Here is a 21,733-nt window from a genome sequence, read left to right on the forward strand (position 1 = left end):
AAATAAAGTCGGCGTTGACAGCGAGTATCGGTTGGAGAAATTGCAGGAGTTAAACAGCGCAGTAAAGTTGATAGAGCAAATGAAGTCAAAACTGCTGATGCAAGAAGAATCTCATGAGATTGTGAACTTGTATAAAAAAGCACAAACGCTATTGAACAACTGCAGTGCTGGTCCACTTAAAGTACAATTGGAACAGTTTCTTTCTTCTATTGAGCTAAGTATCGAGGATTTTCCCACAGAAGACCCAACAAATGAGTACACTGCTGAAGATATTGACAATATGGCAATTGAGCTGATGCATCCGCCATATATAGACCTTGAGACAAATACGAGAAAATTGGTTGCTGAAAGACTGTTATCTACAGATATCATACAACTGAATACTGCTGAAGATAAAATTCGCAAGCTTGATGAAATTATTAAAGAAGTACAGGCTGAAATTGAATTGGCCAGGAAATGTGATAACGAACGGCAAATGGGTTCACTTTTGGAAGGAATACTTCCTCAGAAGATGAGGCGTATGTCACCTGATGTAAAGGAAAGGATCGTTAGAACAATCATAAATGCCGACCGGAGCACTTGGGCCAACGTGGGAATAATTGAAAAAACTGTAGACAGACTGATAGAAGATTTTGATCCCCAAAGAAGTAACAAGGGTCTGTCAATGATTTTGTGTAAACTCCAATAGCCGTTAGGCTCAGCGGAGATATGGTTGAACTCGCTCCGGAAACTGAACGGACAGTTGTAACAGAATTTGGCCCCAGTTCTGAACTCTCCCCGTCCACTTTCGTAACACATCCATGGTTGCCAGGTAGAGCATTTTGAGCAGGGCTTCGTCTGTAGGGAAAATGGCTTTTCCTTTGGTGACTTTTCTCAGTTGGCGATGGTAGCTCTCAATGACATTGGTTGTGTAGATCAGTTTGCGAATTTCGGGTGAGTACTTGAAGAAGGTGGAGATTTCCGCCCAGTTCGTACGCCAGGAACGGACAATAAGGGGGTACTTTTGTCCCCACGTCTGCTCGAATTGATTCAGTTCTTCCAAGGCGGCCTCTTCCGTGGCCGCTTTATAAATCGGCTGCAGGGCCGACGTGATCTTCTTGATGTCTTTGTAGGAAACGTATTTGATCGAGTTGCGAATCTGGTGGATGATGCACTTCTGGATTTCCGTGATGGGATAGCAAGCGGAAATGGCCTCGGAGAAGCCGCGAAGATTGTCCACACAGGTAATGAGGATGTCTTGCACGCCCCGGTTTTTCAACTCGTTTACGACATGAAGCCAGAACTTTGCCGATTCATTTTCCCCGATCCAGATGCCAAGTACATCTTTGTGGCCTTCCAAGTCAATGCCAATGGCCATGTAGGCGGCTTTGTTGACGATGGCACCGTCTTGTTTCACCTTGAAGTGAATGGCATCCAGGAACACGACCGCATATACCGCCTGCAAAGGACGGTTTTGCCATTCTTTGATCAGCGGGACGATCTTGTTGGTCACGTTGGAGATGAGGGTAGGAGAAACCTCGATGCCGTAGAGCTGCTGCAGGTGATCCTGAATGTCGCGGGTAGAAACACCCTTGGCATACATGGCAATGATTTGGTCTTCGATACCCGTCACGTTCGTTTGGTTCTTTTTGACGATGGTCGGCTCAAACTCACCGGCCCGGTCACGCGGAACCTGAATGTCCACATCGCAGTACTCGGAACGCACCTTTTTCTTGCTGTAGCCGTTCCGGCTGTTGGTGGTTTTCTTGTTTTTCGTGTCGTGCTTGGCGTAGCCAAGAGATGTCTCCAGTTCGGCTTCCAGCATCTCTTGAAGGGTGTCGGCAAACAACTCCTTCAGGGCCGATTGGACGTCTTCCACCGATTGCATGTTCTTTTCCTTGATCCACTGCTTGAGTTGCTCTTTGGTCATCAGGCTCATGGGCTCTCCCAACCTTTCTTAGAATTCATTGTACTCTATTTTGAAGGTTAGGAGTTTACACAAAATAGTTTATAGACTCAGTAACAAACCCCTAATCATTGATGTTAATAGTCCTGAGATTGAAGAGTTTGACGGGATCATAACCATTAAAAGATAGAGGCTGTTGTTTGTCGCCAGCTAGCTTCGTTGATTGAGCCTATCGCAGAAATGTGCTAGGCCTTTTCTTTATCCTTGGCCAAAAACAAAGAGACCATACGGACTCCTCCACTCCTCTATCACCTTTTTCCATATCTCCCGTCGAGATTATAAATACCTTCCCCCTACTTGGATATGAAATGCTTCGTTTATCTTTCCGCGTTGATGGTAAGCAGCGATGGTCGTCCGATTTCTTTTCCTTGCCGCATTCGGTACTGCACTCCCCAGTCCGTAGGTGAAAAAACAATCGGCCACCCCAAGGTAGGGCAGCCTTCTTGAACTTCTTATACATGGGCAGGTTCGGGCGTTTGCTGATGAAGTGGGGGAGGAACCAACCATCCCTTTTCCTTGTTAATGCGCAGCAGGCGGGCGCCGTATGCGGCTTTCGTCGTATGGAATTGACCAAACATCATCGCGATATCTTCACGAATTGCCTGCCCGATAATTTGGCTGCAAGATACCAACCCGGCAGCCAAGTCCAACGATACACGAGCGGCAATTTCCGGATCGTTGAACCGTGCTCCCACCGGGATGCTTTCCAACGTAGCAGTTGGCCGTTCTGGTGGAGCGGGTGGCAGCCCAATTCCGTTGACCTTGAGCAGCTCTTCAATCTGCTCGATCTCCTGCTTCATATTTTTCGTCAGGTCTTCAAGAAATGTTCGCAAATCCTTGTCGCCCGTATGGTTGATGAACGTTTGATAACCAGCCAACATCCCTTTGGTTACGGTAAGGTAACTCCAAACACCAAAGACTTCCCCATAGTGCATTGGCTCGTTCTGTGGATTTCCGCTTAAAATACCCATAACCGTCCTCCCAGCATTGATTTGCGTTGTAACATTCAAATGGGTTCTCCTGACAACATAGGTAACCCACTGTTATTGTTACCGGGAGTTTGAGGTTTATCATGGAAATGTTTGGCGGATTTGCCTATCGTGTATGATGTTACGCAGAGGTTGTTCGGCGCCGCACGATCCAGCCTGTGACAAGCAGCAGCAGGGCAACTACATCATATGAAAGATCGAACAGGAATTGTTGCGCCCCTGGCTTGACGTGGTGAAGCTGCAAGAGGTGGTGATTTACGATACCCTCCAGCAAATTAAATGAGCCGGCACCCAGTAAAAAGCTGCCCCAGAATGTACGTGGCGAGTCTTGGGGATTCCCTTTCCATAACAGGATGCCTGCCACAAAGATGATCAAGGTCACGAATAAATGAAAAACGCCGTCGCTGATGATTTGGTGTACGCGATCCGTATGCATGTTTACACTGTGCCACTGCAGGATTTGATGAAAGACAATGCCATCCAGCATTCCAATCATACCGACACCAAACAAAAACGCTCCCATTGTTGTTGTCTTCACGTTTTGCTGCCCACCTCCTTTTCCTTCACTAGCATTATGGCCAGTTCAAGGTAAAAAAAGCCCTGCTTTGTCTACAAACGGGAACCACTCGGCAATTCGAGTGGTTTTTTTATGCCTAACTTTACCTATTCGGGTAGAGGAGAGTGTTCATGAACATCGACTGCCTCACATCTGCATGGTCAGTCTCTAATTAAAACTTTACAGAAAGGGAGCAGAGAACATGGGAAGACAAGTGATGAATCTGGTGTTGCTATTTGTTCTGGGTCTTACCGTACTGATTTCACCTGGAGCCACAATGGCCAATTCACCCCCGGCAACTGCCCGTGAAAAACCGCCAGGTATGGGTGATGAGCAACGAGACATTGTACGGGCGGCGACTGACACTCCGTCAGGTAACAAGACGAGTGAGCCGTTCACCTCAGATGGTATCGTGTCTTCTTCTGGCGCTTCGCGCAATTTCACGTACACGTATAATGCCAGAAACCAACTGCAGTACCTGTACGAAAACGGTGTATTGAAAATTGAATTCATCTATGACAACAACGGCAACCTGATCCGGAAAAAAGTATATGAAAACTGACAGTAATAAGGAGGTAGCAATGAGTGTGAAAAAATGGATGCGCAGGTTCATCTCTTCTGTTCTTGCCATATCCCTGCTGGTGCCTTCTGTTACATTTGCCAGGGTGGATGAACGTTTATCTGCGACACCCGTATCTGACGACAGCAACGAACAACCAGCAGACACAAAAGCATGGTTGTCTGCATACAAAGAAGTCTTACAGGCTGCGATAGAGCTGCAACAAAAAAAATCGGACGAAATCCCTTCCTTTACAAAAGATGAAGTGATGGCGATGACATGGGATTCGTTGCCGGCAGATGTCGTCTGGGGCATGTATCAATCGTTTGATCGGAAAACCTTGCAGATTGCTGCCTATTTTTATCCGCTGTTGGACCGCTTCTTGTCCCAGGACGAAAAAGTGGAAAAATACCAGTGGACGGACGAGGCGGTCATGTCCGAAATGGGTCGACTTGGCCAGATACAGTACACATTGCTCAAACAGGCGCTGCCAGTCATCGAGCAGCATTACCAGCGCTGGAAGGAAACCAAGGGAAACAAGGCAAAAGCGCCGCTTTCGTCTCTCGCCGATTCAGGTCTCACTTCCAGCCCGCCAGATGAAGAGTACGAACCTGAAGGGCTAACCTACCGGTATAAGCGCAATACCGAGAACCTTGTCGATGAACTGTACCGCACAGCCAATATTAAAGAGACGGATGTGCATCTGGAAGGAAAACACGGGATGGATCTCAAGCTGGAACGGCAGTATTCCTCTCTGGATGCGATGTTAGGGCGGATTTACTACAAGAGCAAGTGGGGTGAAAACATATGGGTAGGGAATGGAGGATACCACGAAAAGTATCACCTGCCTGTGGGATGGAAATGGAATATCCCCATGATTGAGGAGATCGACAGAGAGAACATCCGCTGCACCTACGATGAAGATTTATCCAAGTATTTTTGCAACCGTACTAATGAAAAGGATAGTAAGCGTTATGTGTTTACGCTGGACGACGGCACAGTGCTTGAGTCTAAATCCAAAGAAGGAGACTGGGTAAACTATCCCTATCTCGGCGCCTCTATGGAGTACAAAAGGTGGGAAATCAATGGCGTGGAACACATTGCCTGGTTGAGGTACAACGGCTACTTGTACAATTTTTCCATAGAGAAGTCATACAATAGTGATGGTGATACGTATGTGGTCACCAAAACCAATGCGTATGGAGATGAAATCGTCTACCGCATTCCGGAAAAGAAGGATAAGCCGATTGAAATCATCGACAGCGTCGGTCGCTGCATCGTCATGGACAAACACATTGGCAACTTGGTTAGCGATCTCAAGGTGTATGCCGATGCGTCCAAAAGCCGCCTGTTGAAGCATATAAAGTACGACTGGAATGAGACCCCTAGCAGGGTCATTGAATACGACGTCAATGGCAATGGCAGCAAGATAATCGCGGAGTATACCTATCACGATTCAGGGGTATTCGGCGAGGCAGAGTTTAACCTGAAACCCGTGTATTCCTTTCCGGCGAACATTCCACTAGACTACAACGGAATGGAGTCGACGGTCTACACCACCGATGACTTTCAGAGACGCGGCACCACAAAGTACAATTTGCTGCGTGAGGTGTCGTACCCGGTGGAAGGCCTGCAGATTACCTATACGTACAGCCCGTATCAGCCGGACGAACCTGATTTTCTCAGCCGCGGCGTGGTCCGGTTGTACCACGATGACGAAAAGCTGACCTATACGTCGTATCATCCGGTGACAGCAGTTGACATTCGCTTTGCCAAGACGCCCCACCCGGAGCGTCAGAAGCAGGGATGGTACTCGCATACAATTTACTATCCGCTGACGAATAAGGAAATCTGGAAGTCGTCCAAGGATTTGTCTGTCCGGCTGAAAAATCAGACCCTGCGGGAAGGGTCGATCGTCAAAACGCAAATTGTACAGTACGGGAACCCGAACCAGGAAAAAGTCTTTACACCCAATCCGGACAAAACATTTTTGCCGCAATCAGTCAAGACGTACATTGGCACTGGAGCGGATACAGACACAATTCTTCTTCCTCTGACGTTAACGGAAGGTGAAAAAGAATACCGCTACCATCCCGTCAGCTATGTAAGCTATCTGTACAGCGGCCGAGAGACGAAGCCACGGTACGAGTACCGCTTTTTGGGGCGTCCCGCTTCGTTTACCGACGATGCGGATGTGTACCAATTTCTGTTGGCACCCGACGTCAATCGTTTGGGCAGTGTTGCAAGCAGGCTGGGCAAGTACGCCCAGGTCACAGCGTACAGCTACAACAGTTACGGTGATTTGACCAAATTGGTGGACCCGCAAGGCAACGAAACGACGTGGAACTACACAGCGACGACCTATTACCTGCGGTTGCTAACGAAGATGAAACGGACAGCAGCCGGAAATCCCAATCATTTTCACGAGGAAACGTATACCTATAATGCTGACAAATTGCTGGAAACGGAGCACATCGTCGATTCGTATCCGGATGGAACGACGACGAAACGGGAAGAAATTGGCCGCGTGTACCAGTACAACAGCCAGAAGCTGGTTTCCACTATCGTGGAAGCGACGAAAGGATCGGATGAGAAATTTTTTGATAAAAAAATTGAATCCTATGACCGCTATGGCTTGTATCCGACGGTCATCAAGCTGGAAGTGGAGACGTCTCCGGAAACGGTGGAGACCCTTACGTACCAGTTTGACTACGACGAATTGGGCAGGGTGGTAAAACGAATCTACCCCGACCAAAGCCAGGCTATGTATCAATACGATTTGCTTGGACGGCTTACCATTGAACTATTTGCGAATGAGGGCCAGTTCCGGACGATTTTCTACGACTATGATGACACACAGCGCAAAGTGACAATGACGTTGCCGGACGGCACGGAGGAATTTACTCATTTCACGCCATTTGGCGAGGTGGAATACAAGGGACAGCGGGGGACCAATGGAGAAGTAAGACCGCTTCTGTACAACACGTACACCTCGGACGGCCGGTTGGAATCCAGTGCTCCGTATGCCGACGACAGCCGGGCAACAAGTTACTTCTATAATGAAGACGGCAGTCTGCTGGGCAAGCAAGATCCCAAAGGGTACACCATGTACTACCGCGCCAATGCCTATCGCGACAGAGACAGCTATTTGCCGGTCGAGACTGTTCGGAGCGTTGAGTCCAATGGCCTCACCGTCACGCACTTTGCCAACCGGCACGGCCAACTGCAAGAGGAAATTCGCGAGACTGGTGACGCGGCACAACGACTGGCGATACGTTACGAGTACAATCCCTTTGATCAAATGACGCAAAAAACGGAACGTGACCAGACGGGCAAGACACGCTCCTGGACCTATCATTACAACATAAACGGCAACCTGGTACGTCTCGTTGATCCGGAACAAAATGTCTACGGATACAGCTATGATGCCTACGGCAACCTGGTATCCGTACAGGAGAATAATACGCTGACGACAGAGTATCACTACAATCCGCTGTCCTGGAAGATCAGCGAAAAAGATGTACCGTCCGGGGCGACGGAAACGTTTCACTACTATCCGAACGGAAAGACGCGCATCTTTACCGATAAGGCAAAAAACCGCCATGAGTATGCGTATACGCCGTTTTATGAGGTGTCCAGCATCACGACAAAAGATACAGCGGGTGTTGTGAAAAACAAGGAAACCTGGGAGTATTACCCGAATACTTCACTCGTGAAGAAAGAGACCAACAGCAATGGTCCCGACACCCGTCCGACCAGCAGCAATTATCGGGAGGTCCAGTACAGCTACGATCCATTCCATCGGTTGAATCGCCAGACGGTATTTGACCGTGATTATCAGATTCGCTATACAGATGATGATGACTTGATGGACCAACTGGTATATCCGGATAACACGGTGGTATCGTATCGCTATGACGACGCGGAGCGCCTGGTGGAAGTATCCAGCAATGTGACGGGGACAATCCGCTATGCGTATCATACGACAAACACGGGAGAAACGTATACGCTCACGTACCCGAACGGCCTGGAGATGGAGCGGAAGCTGGATTCTTTTGGCCAGGTGAAGGAGCTGACGCACAGGAAGCGTACTACGCCGATCTGGACAGAGACGAATCAGTATTCGTTTGGAAACGTGGTCTCCATCACCCGCAATGGAACGACGTTTGCCTATGAGTATGACAAGATTGACCGTCTGACGAAAGAAACACTGCCGAGTGGCACGAATCGTTATGCGTATGACACCCGTGGGAACAGGAAATCCTTTGAGGGCGTCTTGCCGATCGACACCGACACGGTGACGTACACCTTTGACGAGCGGAACCGCCTGCGCAGCTATGCCAATGAACGGACAGGCGATGAGGGTAGCTACACCTACTACGGGAACGGACTGCGTGCGACAAAGGCAGAGAACGGGAACCAGACAAAGTACGTCTACCTGAACGGAAACGTCATCGAAGAGCTGGACAACGCCGGAAACGTGAAGGCCCGCAACATCTGGGGGAACGAACTGCTGTTCCGCAAAGATGTGGGGGCAAACAAACAAGGGTACTATCTGTACAACAGCCACGGCGATGTTGTATCCATCACGGACAGCAGCGGTGCGGAGCTTAACAGGTACGACTACGATTCGTGGGGCAACCTTGTTGCGCAAACGGAAACCATGTCCAACCCGTTCAAGTACAGCGGTGAGATCTTCGACGAAAAAACCGGTTACTACTACCTGCGTGCCCGCTACTATGATCCGAAAATCGGACGGTTTATCTCGGAGGATACGTATAAGGGGCAAGTGGATAATCCGTTGAGCCTCAACCGGTATACGTATGTGCATAATAATCCGTTGAGGTTTGTTGATCCGAGTGGGCATTGGAATCAAGCGATTGGGGCTAACTGGGTTATCAATGAAGCCAAAAATAAATGGACATTAGCACAAACCGAAGGAGAAAAAAGGTATTGGCAAAATTACGCTAATGACATAAGAGCAAAAATGATCAAAGCAGGATATTCCCAGTCAGATATAATGCAATCCACAGATGCTATGATTCCAGATTCGGAAGTAATGAAAATGGCACGAGAATCTGCTCCAGGGCTTACGTTAATTGCAGATTTTAATAAAGCATTATGGGATTACCCAGGAGAAGCAGCTGCAGTAAAAGGTGCGTTCTTTGTCGGTAGTCTATTTAATAAGGGGAAAGGCTTTAGTAAGTTAGAGGAAGGATTAAACTTTACTGGTACAGCTGCAAAACACATGAATGAAGCAGGTAGGTTTATACCTGTTCAAATCCAACAGTCAGTTATTAAATACGGAAAAGGATTTCCTGACCCTAGAGGTACAAATGCTACAATGTATTATGATGTAATGTATAAAAACGGGAAGAAGTACAATGTTGAGGTACTGTATGATGCGGAAACGAATACTGTATTCCACTTCAAGTATACTGACAGAGAAATAAGGAACGGTAATTTTGTCTTGCCTGCTACAAAGTAATCCTTGTAAAATGAGGTGGGGAAATTGAAGGAGCGTACTCCTAGAGAACGGTTATATTGGTTAATTAACCTTTATCTCAAAAAGCAAATTGAACCAGATAGGTTTTGCAATGAGTTTCATATAACTTTTGACCATGATGCTGACCCCAGTGAATTTTCAGTATTGGAAAATAAGGAGTTTAGTGAATTAGCTGAAATGGCGGCTAGATTTTCTCCTCTTGAAGAAGATCTAAAGTTGTACCCAAATGTTTACTACAGTGAAAGAGATATTGAGGACAAGATAATTCATATTGTTCAAGCCTTAAATTTCAAAGTATAACCTACTATTGACCCCAAACGAGTTGCTGATGCTTGTTTGGGGTTTCTTTTTTCTCTTGTTGTTACTGAGTGGCAATTGAAATAGCTCCCAGTGTCAATGAGTCCATATAATTGCGTAAAAACGGAGTCCTTATAAAATTAGAAGAGCCATTACAAAAACTGTCGGCTTGATTGAAGTTGATAAGAACACATTCACCTTTGACGAGCGGAACCGTCTGCGCAGCTATGCCAATGAACGGACAGGCGATGCGGGAAGCTACACCTACTACGGGAACGGACTGCGTGCGACAAAGGCAGAGAACGGGAACCAGACGAAGTACGTCTACCTGAACGGAAGGGTCATCGAAGAGCTGGACAACGCCGGAAACGTGAAGGCCCGCAACATCTGGGGGAACGAACTGCTGTTCCGCAAAGATGTGGGGGCAAACAAACAAGGGTACTATCTGTACAACAGCCACGGCGATGTTGTATCCATCACGGACAGCAGCGGTGTGGAGCTAAACCGGTACGACTACGATTCGTGGGGCAACCTTGTTGCGCAAACGGAAACCATGTCCAACCCGTTCAAGTACAGCGGTGAGGTCTTCGACGAAAAAACCGGTTACTACTACCTGCGTGCCCGCTACTATGATCCGAAAATCGGACGGTTTATCTCGGAGGATACGTATAAGGGGCAAGTGGATAATCCGCTGAGCCTCAACCGGTATACGTATGTGCATAATAATCCGTTGAGGTTTGTTGATCGGAGCGGGAACGCTGTGGAAGCAGGAACTGGAGGAGTCGGCGGCTTTTCATCACGAGAAGAAGAGTACCTGCATTGGGGAAGGATTGCTGCAAAGAAGGCATACGAAGAAGGGATAGAACCAGAGGATGCAGTAAGAAAATATGTACCAACGCAGTATCAGGAGGAAGTTCTTCCGACGGCTATCGTCACATTTAACAATACGGTTGGCATGAATCATGGGGATGTTCTCGATTTGGGATTTGCAGTTCCTGCCACCGGTGCAATAGCTGGGACGTTGAAAAATACATCTAAGGGGATGCCACCTATCGTTCAGTCTCGAATCAATATAACTAACGATGGATGGAAGCATATTGTAGACAGACATTTTTCAAATAAGAATGCTTCAACGTTCACAATTTCTCAGGACGAACTCCGTTCACTATTATCCAGTAAAGATATAGTAAAATCTCCTGTCGTAAGGAGTATTGATAGCGCAGACGGGGTGAGATACGTAAGAGTGGTCACTTTAGATAAGCCAATTGGCCTTGATAAGTTTAATGGGTTCAAGCCTACATCTACAATGACAATTTTAACTGACAGGCATGGTAATTTGGTTACAGCATTCCCCGGTTTACTAAAATCGATAAAGAAATGAGGGTGAAACATGAAACTAATAGGGAGCAGAGTGGAACAAGAAATAAGAGAGCAATTAAAAAAATCTAATCAATCACTATTTAAGAGTGAAGAGAAACGAAGACTACTTGAAGTGATTAGAAGTTCATATCCGGACATGCGTACAGCTTATATCGTTCATTGGATACCTGAGCAGGGTGAGGACATTTATAAGATTCTCATTAACGATAGTATTATCGCAGAAATTGAATTAGGACGCTTTAACGCTGAAATTGAACCAATTGTTGTAACTAAAACGATTTCACAATATTTACAAGGACTCAGTAAACGACATCAAATTACATTAGCGGTTGCTCTTGATTTAGCAAGACAAGACTTGAAGAATATGGACTGACATTGAATAAGTTACTGGATTTGCTTAAAGCCTTTTAAAGAGTTTTTTAAAAAACATGATTATGTTACTTGATTAATTTGAAAAGGCTTGTTCCTACTTAAACGATAAGGAGGAATGAGCCTTTTTCATGCCCAAAAATTAAAACAAGGGTACTATCTGTACAACAGCCACGGCGATGTTGTATCCATCACGGACAGCAGCGGTACAGAGCTAAACCGGTACGACTACGATTCGTGGGGCAACCTTGTTGCGCAAACGGAAACCATGTCCAACCCGTTCAAGTACAGCGGTGAGATCTTCGACGAAAAAACCGGTTACTACTACCTGCGTGCCCGCTACTATGATCCGAAAATCGGACGGTTTATTTCAGAGGATACGTATAAGGGGCAAGTGGATAATCCGCTGAGCCTCAACCGGTATACGTATGTGCATAATAATCCGTTGAGGTTTGTTGATCCAAGCGGTCACTACGTGGACGAAGGAACGGGAGGAATCGGTGGCTTTACATCACCAGAAGAAGAGTACCTGCATTGGGCAGGGGTTGCTGCACGGAGGGCATACACAGAGGGAATAGAGCCAGAAGATGCAGTGAGGAAGTATGTACCAGCGAAGTTACAGGAGGAAGTTCTTCCGACAGCTATCGTCACATTTAATAATACGGTTGGCATGAATCATGGGGATGTTCCTGATTTAGGATTGGCAGCTCCATTAGCAGGGGCGGCAGCAGCTTCTATCAAAAATACAGGTAAGGCGGTTACTCAGGGGATAAGTAAAGTAAACAACATGAAGGAGTTTTTTGAATTAGACTTTGGTAAGTCTCTTGAGAATTCTGCTACCAAGACTAGTGCTCGTTACAATGGACAATCTATCTATCGAATCGATAAAAAGGTTCAAAATCCATATCTCAAAAAAGGAGACGGATTTTATCTAGACTCACTCCATTACGATCATATTGAAGTTGTGGATAGTAGAGGTAAAGTGAAAGCAGTTTTGAACCTAGACGGAACTCTTAATGTGAGTAAAACTGAGCAAGCATTAAAGCAAGGAAGAACGGTAAAATGGTAATGGGAGGCTGATAGCATTGGATGAAAGCTTAAGAAGAATTCTCCAACTACTACAAGATTTAAATTCTCGTGTGAAGACACCAATTATTTCTGAAAGTGAATTCACAGAGGAATACGAAAATCTAGATGAATTTTCTGAGCTACCTAGGCAGATAGAGGTGTTGGTTGGGAAGCTTAAATGTGTAAACAGCGACGATATCGATACAATTGTTGAGAACCTAATTCACCTACATTTGAAACTTTCAGATTGCATTTGGCATTTAGACCAAATTCACGAATTGGTTAAGAGGGTTGCTGGAAATATTAGAGACGTTGCAAATTAAAAAGTCACTTTTACCCCAAACGTGTAATCAACTACGTCTGGGGTTTCTCTTTGCGTTCTGGAACTGTGCCCGCCCGTAAGGGCAATGCCATGCGCAACACGCACCGCCAATGTTAAGCTCGTGAGAAAGCGAAGCTAGGCATTTCTGAGGATTGGGAGCAGGGGAGATACCAGAACACTGCCCGCCCCGCCGCAAAATGGCGTGTCATGGTGCTGTAGAGTGCCACGTATGACGCTAGAATTCCGTAAGGATTTACAGGATAGCAGTTCATGCTTTCGTTGCTGTATTGTGACAAAGTCAATAATGACTTGCTGTCTACTCTCTGGATGGCGGTGGGTATACATATGTGTTAGCCTCTAGCGGTAGCCGCCTAATCTATTAGAGACAAAAACTAATAGAGGGGGTTATGCTCATGAACCATCCAGTTAAAGAATGCATCTCTATGCTGGGAGTATCGCAGGTATCATTTGCCGTGTTGCACGACTTATCGTTTCAACGATTGAAGGCTTGTTTATATGGGCACACTCCCGCCATCCCGCCGAGAATCGTAAACGCTCTAGTACAACATGGCTATGATGAGCAGGAAGCACAGAAGCAGTATCAACAATGGCGTAAATGGAAAGCGGAGCAAGAACTCCTCGCCGCCGCCCGCAAGGGGGAGGTGAAGACAATGAATAGACTACCGTTGGATATTGTCGTCACGTTGATGAGGCGGGAGCAGGTACTCGCTCAAAATGAGATTGACCAACTAGCCGCGCTGTTTGGAAAGCATGTCAAGGACTTGCTGTCTTCGGAAGATGTCGAATACGCTCTTGCCTGTTATCTTGCTAAATCGAAGCACAACGATGTCGTTTACAGGAACAGTGTATTGGAAAAAGTGGTTCGCTTCATGAATCAGTACGGCTGGCATCTATCGGATGACTTCAGAGATTACTATAAGAAATATGCGTTGTTTCGTTGGCAAGAATTAATTGGGACGCGATTGTAGCTAAGAAAAAAATCAATGACTGCCAAGAGATAATCCAATGGCTGACTCGAGAAAAAATAAGTGACTATCGGGTAATACTGCTATGGAATTATTCAGATGCTCCAGCAGTCTCCACTGATTTAAGGAGTGCTCTTCGTGCTTGTCAACGCCGACTTTATTTTGACCCACCATCGCCGGTTTAGAATTGACCCACCCGGCGATTTTTTGTTGGTTAGGTGGTAGAGGGGGAGCCGTAGGCTCCAGTCCTCATCTTCTCACGAAGTCGGTAACTATTCCCCCTAATATTGACGATGTGGGAATGGTGTAAGAGCCGATCCAGGATAGCCGTAGCAAGTATCGGATCGCCCATCAGTTCCCCCCATTCACCGAAACTCTTGTTGCTGGTCAACAGAATACTCCCTCTCTCGTATCTTGCACTTACTACCTGGAAAAAGAGGTTAGCTGCCAAACTGTCAAACGGTAAGTAACCAATTTCGTCAATAATCAGGAGCTTTGGTCGAATATAGATGCGTAGGCGTTTATCCAGCCTGTTTTCCGTGTAAGCTTTTCGCAGATCTTCGATGAGTTGCGAGAGACTGACAAAGTAAACGGATATCCCTTGCGAGATGGCTTCTACAGCCAACGCCACCGCCAGATGACTTTTTCCTACTCCGGGAGGCCCTAAGAACAAGACATTCTCGTGTCGGGTTACAAAAGTCATCGTGGCCAGCTCTCGAATCAACCGTTCGTCAATGCTGGGTTGGAAAGCAAAATCGAACTCCTCCAGCGTTTTTCGGTAAGGCAAGTGTGCGAGTTTGGTGCGTACCTCCATATTCCGTTTTTGACGTTCCGCTATCTCTGCATCTAGAAGCATGTTGAGAAAGGACAGATAGGTGGGCTGTCCATGACTTGCCGCTTCCAAATGGGCATCCAAGAGTAGAGCCGCTTGCTGAAGCCCAAGTTCCTCAAGACGTAGCCGTGCCTGTTCCAGTTCAATCATGCTCCCACCCCCGTCAGCTGCTCATAGACATCCAGCGAACGCACTTCCACTTGCTGCGATGAAATCTGTCGGGCTTGCGGACGTGGATAGGCATATCCTTGAGCAGTCGTAAGACCTGCATACTGGTTTTCACAAAAAACAGTTGCACGGGATCGATAGACCTTTTGGTGTCGAGCAATACATGTGCCGTCGGCCCAGATTTCCACCCACCCATTCACTTCTCGCACGGTACCCTCACGTCCACTGTACCTCCATGGAACCCCATATCGTACACCATCGTAGCTAACAAATCCGTCTCGGCTGACCTGTCTCGGTTCATGCAAGTATTTTTCCCATCGTTCAGCTGAAGGGATAGGCGACAGATTTTCCTCACGGAGTCGGTCGATGGGACGTTCGCCGGTTGTTCCATGAATACGGCGGTTAATCCGCTCGCACCAGTGTAGGGCTTGTTGATTGAGATCCTGTAAATCAACGAAGCGTTTGCCAGGAAGAAAGTTGTTTTTTACGTATTGAACGCCTCGTTCCACTTTTCCCTTTGTTTCGGGGCGTCGAACTTTGCATACTTTTGGAACAAGCCCAATCGCTGCAGCAAAGTCGGCAAAAAGCGGATGCCAGCGAGGTTTTCGATCATCTCCCATGCCCAGTACGACGGTTTTCATCTGGTCGGTCAGCATTACCTTTGGGATGCCCCCAAAATATTCAAAAGCATGAATCAAGCAACGAAGAAAGCTGTGAATGTCACAACGCTTAGTGAACTCTATATAGGTGGAACGAGAGTACCCCAATACCATGACAAATACCGGCACTTTTCGGACTGTACCGTCCAAATCTACGTAATCACACAGTCCCCAGTCGACCTGTGCATATTCACCAGGTTTCGTCTCGTAACGAAGAACAGCGGGAACTTGTTTGGGAGGACGGAAGTCCTTCACATAGTCTTTCAAGATGGTACGTCCCCCGGTATACCCCTTTTCTCGTAGAAGATCGAATAAAACCTCGCAGTTATAGATACCTTCTTGAAGACGTTCCTGCAGGAACGGTTTATACGGATCAAGCTTGGAACCACGAGATTTACGGGTTCCCTTTTCGGGGGAGAATTCACCCCGGAGATATCGGCGAACTGTATTTCGAGAATGCCCCGTTAGACGGGCAATTTCACGAATACTCTTGCCTTCTGCCCTCATGGTATGTAACGATATCACTATCCCACTCCTTAGCATGTGTCTCCCTCCGAAGATTAACTTGGCCGTTAATTACGAAGGGGATATATTCGCTATGGGTGGGTCATTTTCTTTCCGGCGAACCTGGGTCAATTATATCCCGGCGGTGACATTATGTAATCGAATTTTACCATGAAGGAGAAGTTACGATAGGCTTAGCTAACGAAAGATAAGATATATTGATGAACCCCCAACGAGTAACCAACACTCGTCTGGGGTTTTTTCGTGTAATAGGCTTGTCTCCCCCTGCAAGGGCATGGTTGGCTGAGTGTCAAACACAATAAGAAATGATTATTGACGGTTGGGCAGAAGCATTTGTTTAACCACTAATTTTAGGTATAAGTATAATCTTAGTAAGAGTTATTTATTAAATGAGTTGTAAAAAGGAGGAAGAAAGTGAAAAAACACATAAGGCTCACATTCCTGGTAATATTACTCGTCATCGGAAGTCTGGTTGTGTATGAGTTTTATCAGGTGAAGCACAATACATCATTATTGGTGAAAAATATACAATTACAATTAACCAAGCACGACATTGGCCAATTTACAAAAGTAACTGTTCACATTATTGGGGAGATACCCAAGGGGTCCACAAAACTAACGATATTCGCTGATAACAGATATCTTGAATTTAGTCCGAAATCTTTTCAAGAGGAAAACGGAATTACATACGAAGGACAAAAGGCAGGAGGAGCAGATACAATATTTTCCCTTACGCCCGATTTTGATGGAGATCTGACCATAAGCTACCTGAGAAAGGGAGAGATATACAATCCTCCTCTCATCTACGCTTATATCGAATCGCAAATTGACAGTTTCCTATTCCGAGATACGAAAGTTTGGAGTAAAATCTTTGAGCTTAAGGGCTAAGACTTCTTAATTTGAAAGAGTAATAACCAACAAAAAGCGTACGAAAAGAGCATCCTGGTGCCAGTAGTTAAGATTTTTATAACTGCCTTACTGAAACGCTTAACCAACGAGTTGCGCAATAATAGTAAAATCCAACTGGAGTGAGAAAATGAAAAAAGCCACGTATTTTCTTACTGCGATACTATTGATACCAGTAGCCATTATTGGATATCTTGCATTTACTCAAGAAAAGAAATACTACAAGATATCTGATTTTGCCCCTGCTGAATTTGTTGACATGCTGAAAAGGAACGAGCTGGATTTTAAGGTGGAACAAGATGGTTCCCTCTGGTTAAATGTAAACGATGAGGCTGATTATGTGGCTTGTTGTACCTAAGCTGGCTGACTTTCGAACAAGCACGCTAATTTGTTTACAGCATATCCCCGATTATATCTCCCTCAAGCCCAACAAAATCTGTAACAATTGATAAACAACTGGAAATGTGTGAAAATGGAGGGGGAGGAGGCGATTCCCGTGGAAAATATTGTGTTGTGGATCATAATCGCTGCTGTCCAATTCCTTATCCTGTATTGGGTTGTAAAACGCGCAATCGATCGTTCGGAAACCAGTTATGGATTGAAACGAATATATCAAGTGCTAATCGAAATTAGGGAGGAACTGAAAAAACGGAATTAGCAAGTACTATGATTCAGCTATGCAGCGATAAAACAGCCATGAAGCAGGGTGTTTGCATGAACGACTTTGCCAGCGTAGTCGTGTCCATGTTTCCGGATCATTGGAACATAAACGAAGATCCAAAAAGAGATTCCGACGCAAGTACGTTGTTAGTGGAACATTTCGACCTCATTTCTTCCCGCTTTCCAGAACGATCCTTTGTCCTCGACAGATTCCCGAAAACCATTGTAGACAGCAAAAAAGCTGCTTTCCTTGCCTTGTCATTTGGCTTTCTTGAGGATAATCCTTTGCTGCGCAGCAGTTACTTTAAGGAAGAGCAAAAGTTTCTTCGCGTGTTTCAGTTGCTGTGGGCGTATGATCACGTCTGGGTGGAGACATCCCTCCGATACGAAAATACTGAGCGGCTCAAAGAGGTCTTGCAGCATGAGCAGAAGGAAAAGATCGCGACTGCGATTCTGAATAAACTTCATCAGCATGACCGTGATCATGTATATATCGAAGAACTCGCTGACCTGGAAGTTTTGCTGGAGCTGGGTCTGCGGGAAGCTGTTTCGTCTGTATTTGTTTTTGCAAAGATGCAGGTATGTATCTGGTCAAATTATGAGTTGAACATGCCGATGTTCATCGGAAATCCAGAAAGTATGGAGCTGCTTGGAACCATCGTTACAACAGAAGGTTTGTACCTGCGCGATTCGCATGGAGAATCGCGCTGGACTGTCAGCAAATGAACCGGCGTCCGCGGCCGCATGTGGTCCCATACGCCGGTTTTCCTTTTTCGGACATGCTTTTTTCGGCTGAGATGCCGGCTCCGACGATCAGGACGCGTTCAAAGAAATGACAAGGAATGCATGGTGAGATGTGCGCCATATAAGTGGACAATCATGTATAATGATCGTAAAAAATTTCCGTTTTTTGGAGTTTTGTAACTTCGAGTCGTGGGTGAGAGCAGATGAAAACGTTGACTGATCATCAACTGGAGTACCTTCTGTCTAAAACAGACGAGAAGCTGACACGTGTTGTCAAAGAGCTGGCAGATATCAAATATGCGTTGGACCAATCTTCCATTTTGGCCATTACCGATCATCGAGGCATCATTATGCACGCCAATGATCAGTTTTGTGCCATCTCGAAATATACACGGGAAGAACTGATCGGCCAGGATCATCGCATTTTGAATTCGGGGTACCATTCGAAAGAGTTCTTCAAGGAGATGTGGGCGACCATTGGAGCGGGGCAAGTCTGGCGCGGCGAAATACGCAATCGGGCAAAGGACGGTTCCTTTTACTGGGTGGACACCACCATTGTGCCGTTTGTAAACGAACAGGGGAAACCGTATCAGTACGTCTCGATCCGAAATGATATCAGTCTGCGCAAGAAAGCCGAAGAAGAGGCGAGGCAAAGTGAAGAAAAGTATCGCGTGATTGCGGAAAACTGCTCCGATTTAATTGCCATCATTGATTGCGAAGGCACGTTTGTGTACCTTTCTCCATCGCATCAGACCTTTTTCGGCGATGATGCAGGCGAGCTGGGGACAAGTCATTTGCTGCAATGGGTGCATGAAGAAGATCGCGAACTGGTGACGAATTATCTCAAGGAAATCTGTGCAGCGAGAAAAACGTCTTCTCTGCTGGAATTTCGTGTCCGCACCAACAGCGGACGGGTCCTCTATCTGGAAACAAAAGGGAACCCGATCCTGGACTCGTGCGGCGATGTAAAAAACCTGGTGCTCGTCATGCGGGACGTAACGGAAAGAAAACAATGGGAACAAACCATTTTCCATTTGGCCTACCATGATACGTTGACGGATCTGCCCAACCGCAGGCTCTTTGTTGATCGCTTGCGAAAAGAAGTGTACCAGGCGAAGCGATTCCAGTCCCAATTGGCGGTCATGTTTCTCGACGTGGACCGGTTTAAGCAAATCAACGATTCGTGGGGACATGAAGTGGGCGATGTCATCCTCGCAGAGATTGCGAAAAGAATCAAGCAGTGCCTCGGGGAAAACGATGTGGTCGCTCGTTTGGGAGGAGACGAGTTTACCATCTTGCTGCCCCACATATCGGGCAGAGACCAGGTAGATCAAATCGCCCAGAGAATTCGCGAGCGGCTGGAAGAACCGCTGGAAGTGAATGGCCGACAGCACAATCTTTCCTGCAGCATGGGCATTGCTGTCTTTCCTGCAGATGGACGAGAGGCCGACGAGCTGCTGAAACGGGCGGATATGGCGCTGTATTTTGTGAAAGAACGCGGAAGGAATGGATTTGAATTTTTCCATCCGTCCATTGAAGAGAAATCGTTGGAGCGCATCCTGTTGGAAAATGAACTGCGAAAAGCGATGGAGCACGAGCATTTCCACATTGATTATCAACCCAAATATGAGCTGCTGACCGGAAAGCTGGTGGGAGCGGAGGCGCTTGTCCGCTGGAATCATCCGGAATTGGGAAGAATCCCGCCCAACAAGTTTATTCCGATCGCAGAAGAGACAGGGCTGATCGTCCCGATCGGGGAATGGATTCTGCGCCGTGCTTGCGAGCAAAATCGAGCCTGGCAGGCAGAAGGGTACGCCCCTTTTCGCGTATCGGTCAATCTGTCCGTACGGCAGTTTTTTCAACCCGATCTGGTGGAGAGAGTCAGGGAGATTCTGGAGGATACCGGACTGGAACCGCAGTGGCTGGAGCTTGAGATTACGGAGAGCATCTTCGCGGAAACGGACAATGCGGTCCCGATCCTGCAATCGATTCGCGATCTGGGCGTCCATATTTCGATCGATGACTTTGGAACGGGCTACAGCTCGTTCAGCTACGTCAAACATCTCCCGGTCGACACGATAAAAATTGACGCTTCCTTTATTCGGGATGTGCACATGAACAAGGAAAGTCAGGCGATTGTCCGGGCGATCTTGACCATTGCCCAAACCCTGCACCTGAATGTGATTGCCGAGGGTGTGGAAAGGGAAGAGCAGTTGGCTTTCCTGCATGCAGAAGGCTGCCGCGAAGGACAAGGCTATCTGTTCAGCAAACCAATCCCGCGTCAGGAAATAGAAACCTTGCTGAAAGCGGCTGAGGCGTGACCACACACATCGAACTCGTCAGGTTTATTTTCCGAACGATCAGGGTATCTGCAGGAGAGAGGTGAAATCATGGAACTGCATATACCCAATTTCAAGGCACTGCAGAAGGAACGTGCCAAACAATTAATTGAAGAAGTCCTGGCGCTGAACAATTCAGCCGACAGAGTGACTGTGAAACAGTTCATTTTCATCCTGAACGAACTGTTGCGAATAAAGGGGATCGTCTCGCCGGTGTCGGAAGTGATGATTGTCGTTTCACAGAAAAAGCCCGATCTGTATCATGCGGCACGACTGTCGATCTCGCAAGCCAGCCATTTGAAAATGCTGTTTGAAATTAGAGGAGATGCAGCGTTGGCTGAAGAACGGTTGCTGGCATTTTGTTCAGGCATCGCAAAAGCGACATGACAGCAGTCACTCGGAAATCGAGTGGCTGTCAGCGTGTAGTCAAAGTTCGCGGCGCATGGGAGATCGGACCGGCTCGCTCGCTTGACGCCCAGCACAGAAGCGAATGATGTCCGCTCCAAAACGAGACGCGGGCAGGGGACAAACATCTGGGTATTTCGAGGAAGTGAGACTTGTGTCCCCTGTTGATTCCCGCGTCTGGCGTTTTTCCGCTGAGTCGGTCGTCAAAGGAGCTCGCTTGGCCCATCCCGCCATGCGATGCCCATTGTCTTCCGCTTCGGTTGATGAATGGGCAGGCCTTTCGGCCTGGAAATCATTTTTTGTGGACGCTAACTCAATGAACCGTTTGTCTTCAGTCTGGCAGTCACTCGGAAATCGAGTGGCTGTTTCTTTTGCAGCGGCCACGTACTCTCAATCACTTATCCACAGTTTGTTAATAACTCTGTTGGTAAATGTGTGAATACTTTTATTTCATGCACAATCAAGTCGTTGGAATCGAGCGGAACGGTTTTCTTGTGCCTGTTGTTGGTCTGTCACTG

At 46.8% G+C, this 21,733-nt stretch carries 18 protein-coding genes and 1 pseudogene; 14 read left to right on the forward strand and 5 right to left on the reverse strand.

The window, feature by feature from the left end; translation table 11 throughout:
* The first annotated feature begins 31 nt into the window (after positions 1-31).
* The gene (locus Q7F15_RS01885; protein WP_304415017.1) at positions 32-688 is read left to right on the forward strand and encodes a hypothetical protein; all 657 of its coding nucleotides are present in this window, start codon (positions 32-34) and stop codon (positions 686-688) included.
* A gap of 9 nt (positions 689-697) precedes the next feature.
* Here Q7F15_RS01885 and Q7F15_RS01890 read toward each other — a convergent pair whose 3' ends face one another.
* The 3 genes from Q7F15_RS01890 to Q7F15_RS01900 all read right to left on the reverse strand — a co-directional run bounded on the left by Q7F15_RS01890 (position 698) and on the right by Q7F15_RS01900 (position 3,472).
* Positions 698-1,918, reverse strand: a complete 1,221-nt coding sequence (locus Q7F15_RS01890) for an IS256 family transposase (protein WP_304415018.1) — start codon at positions 1,916-1,918, stop codon at positions 698-700.
* Between the two features lie 479 nt (positions 1,919-2,397).
* The gene (locus Q7F15_RS01895; protein WP_230077496.1) at positions 2,398-2,916 is read right to left on the reverse strand and encodes a DUF3231 family protein; all 519 of its coding nucleotides are present in this window, start codon (positions 2,914-2,916) and stop codon (positions 2,398-2,400) included.
* Positions 2,917-3,055: 139 nt separating this feature from the next.
* Positions 3,056-3,472 carry a DUF2243 domain-containing protein gene (locus Q7F15_RS01900; RefSeq protein ID WP_311838041.1) on the reverse strand — a complete coding sequence of 139 codons (417 nt, stop codon included), beginning with the start codon at positions 3,470-3,472 and terminating at the stop codon, positions 3,056-3,058.
* A 235-nt stretch (positions 3,473-3,707) separates the two neighbouring features.
* Here Q7F15_RS01900 and Q7F15_RS01905 point away from each other — a divergent pair, with 235 nt between their 5' ends.
* The 8 genes and pseudogenes from Q7F15_RS01905 to Q7F15_RS01940 all read left to right on the forward strand — a co-directional run bounded on the left by Q7F15_RS01905 (position 3,708) and on the right by Q7F15_RS01940 (position 13,980).
* On the forward strand, positions 3,708-4,052 hold the full coding sequence (locus tag Q7F15_RS01905; RefSeq protein ID WP_230077493.1) for a hypothetical protein: 345 nt from the start codon (positions 3,708-3,710) through the stop codon (positions 4,050-4,052).
* Between the two features lie 19 nt (positions 4,053-4,071).
* Positions 4,072-9,537, forward strand: coding sequence for an RHS repeat domain-containing protein (locus tag Q7F15_RS01910; RefSeq protein WP_304415019.1), 5,466 nt, complete (start codon positions 4,072-4,074; stop codon positions 9,535-9,537).
* Positions 9,538-9,561: 24 nt separating this feature from the next.
* Positions 9,562-9,855, forward strand: coding sequence for a magnesium and cobalt transport protein CorA (locus tag Q7F15_RS01915; RefSeq protein WP_230077490.1), 294 nt, complete (start codon positions 9,562-9,564; stop codon positions 9,853-9,855).
* 166 nt (positions 9,856-10,021) lie between these two features.
* Complete coding sequence (locus Q7F15_RS20625) at positions 10,022-11,233, forward strand: RHS repeat-associated core domain-containing protein (protein WP_438286230.1); 1,212 nt, start codon at positions 10,022-10,024, stop codon at positions 11,231-11,233.
* 9 nt (positions 11,234-11,242) lie between these two features.
* Positions 11,243-11,605 (forward strand): hypothetical protein, encoded by a 363-nt coding sequence (locus tag Q7F15_RS01925; RefSeq protein ID WP_212133766.1) that lies wholly within the window; start codon positions 11,243-11,245, stop codon positions 11,603-11,605.
* Positions 11,606-11,746: 141 nt separating this feature from the next.
* Positions 11,747-12,076, forward strand: a pseudogene (locus Q7F15_RS20630) (RHS repeat-associated core domain-containing protein); the annotation flags it as partial.
* A gap of 610 nt (positions 12,077-12,686) precedes the next feature.
* Positions 12,687-12,992 (forward strand): hypothetical protein, encoded by a 306-nt coding sequence (locus Q7F15_RS01935; protein ID WP_122906943.1) that lies wholly within the window; start codon positions 12,687-12,689, stop codon positions 12,990-12,992.
* 412 nt (positions 12,993-13,404) lie between these two features.
* On the forward strand, positions 13,405-13,980 hold the full coding sequence (locus Q7F15_RS01940; protein WP_304415021.1) for a hypothetical protein: 576 nt from the start codon (positions 13,405-13,407) through the stop codon (positions 13,978-13,980).
* Between the two features lie 211 nt (positions 13,981-14,191).
* On the opposite strand, the gene istB is transcribed toward Q7F15_RS01940, so the two are convergent.
* Complete coding sequence (gene istB, locus Q7F15_RS01945; protein ID WP_008409491.1) at positions 14,192-14,959, reverse strand: IS21-like element helper ATPase IstB; 768 nt, start codon at positions 14,957-14,959, stop codon at positions 14,192-14,194.
* Positions 14,956-16,179 (reverse strand): IS21 family transposase, encoded by a 1,224-nt coding sequence (istA, locus tag Q7F15_RS01950; protein ID WP_008409807.1) that lies wholly within the window; start codon positions 16,177-16,179, stop codon positions 14,956-14,958. The genes istB and istA overlap by 4 nt, the downstream gene beginning before the upstream one ends.
* Before the next feature lie 396 nt (positions 16,180-16,575).
* Here istA and Q7F15_RS01955 point away from each other — a divergent pair, with 396 nt between their 5' ends.
* The 5 genes from Q7F15_RS01955 to Q7F15_RS01975 all read left to right on the forward strand — a co-directional run bounded on the left by Q7F15_RS01955 (position 16,576) and on the right by Q7F15_RS01975 (position 21,197).
* Positions 16,576-17,049, forward strand: a complete 474-nt coding sequence (locus Q7F15_RS01955) for a hypothetical protein (protein WP_212133464.1) — start codon at positions 16,576-16,578, stop codon at positions 17,047-17,049.
* Positions 17,050-17,197: 148 nt separating this feature from the next.
* On the forward strand, positions 17,198-17,425 hold the full coding sequence (locus tag Q7F15_RS01960) for a hypothetical protein (protein ID WP_212133463.1): 228 nt from the start codon (positions 17,198-17,200) through the stop codon (positions 17,423-17,425).
* A 356-nt stretch (positions 17,426-17,781) separates the two neighbouring features.
* On the forward strand, positions 17,782-18,453 hold the full coding sequence (locus Q7F15_RS01965; RefSeq protein ID WP_304415022.1) for a hypothetical protein: 672 nt from the start codon (positions 17,782-17,784) through the stop codon (positions 18,451-18,453).
* Between the two features lie 221 nt (positions 18,454-18,674).
* Entirely contained in the window at positions 18,675-20,792 is a 2,118-nt protein-coding gene (locus Q7F15_RS01970) for a bifunctional diguanylate cyclase/phosphodiesterase (RefSeq protein WP_304415023.1), read from the forward strand.
* A 69-nt stretch (positions 20,793-20,861) separates the two neighbouring features.
* The gene (locus tag Q7F15_RS01975) at positions 20,862-21,197 is read left to right on the forward strand and encodes a hypothetical protein (RefSeq protein ID WP_171564159.1); all 336 of its coding nucleotides are present in this window, start codon (positions 20,862-20,864) and stop codon (positions 21,195-21,197) included.
* The last annotated feature ends 536 nt before the right edge of the window (positions 21,198-21,733 follow it).

Origin of the sequence: Brevibacillus aydinogluensis (genome assembly GCF_961514395.1) — a bacterium.
Classification (GTDB): Bacteria; Bacillota; Bacilli; order Brevibacillales; family Brevibacillaceae; genus Brevibacillus; species Brevibacillus aydinogluensis.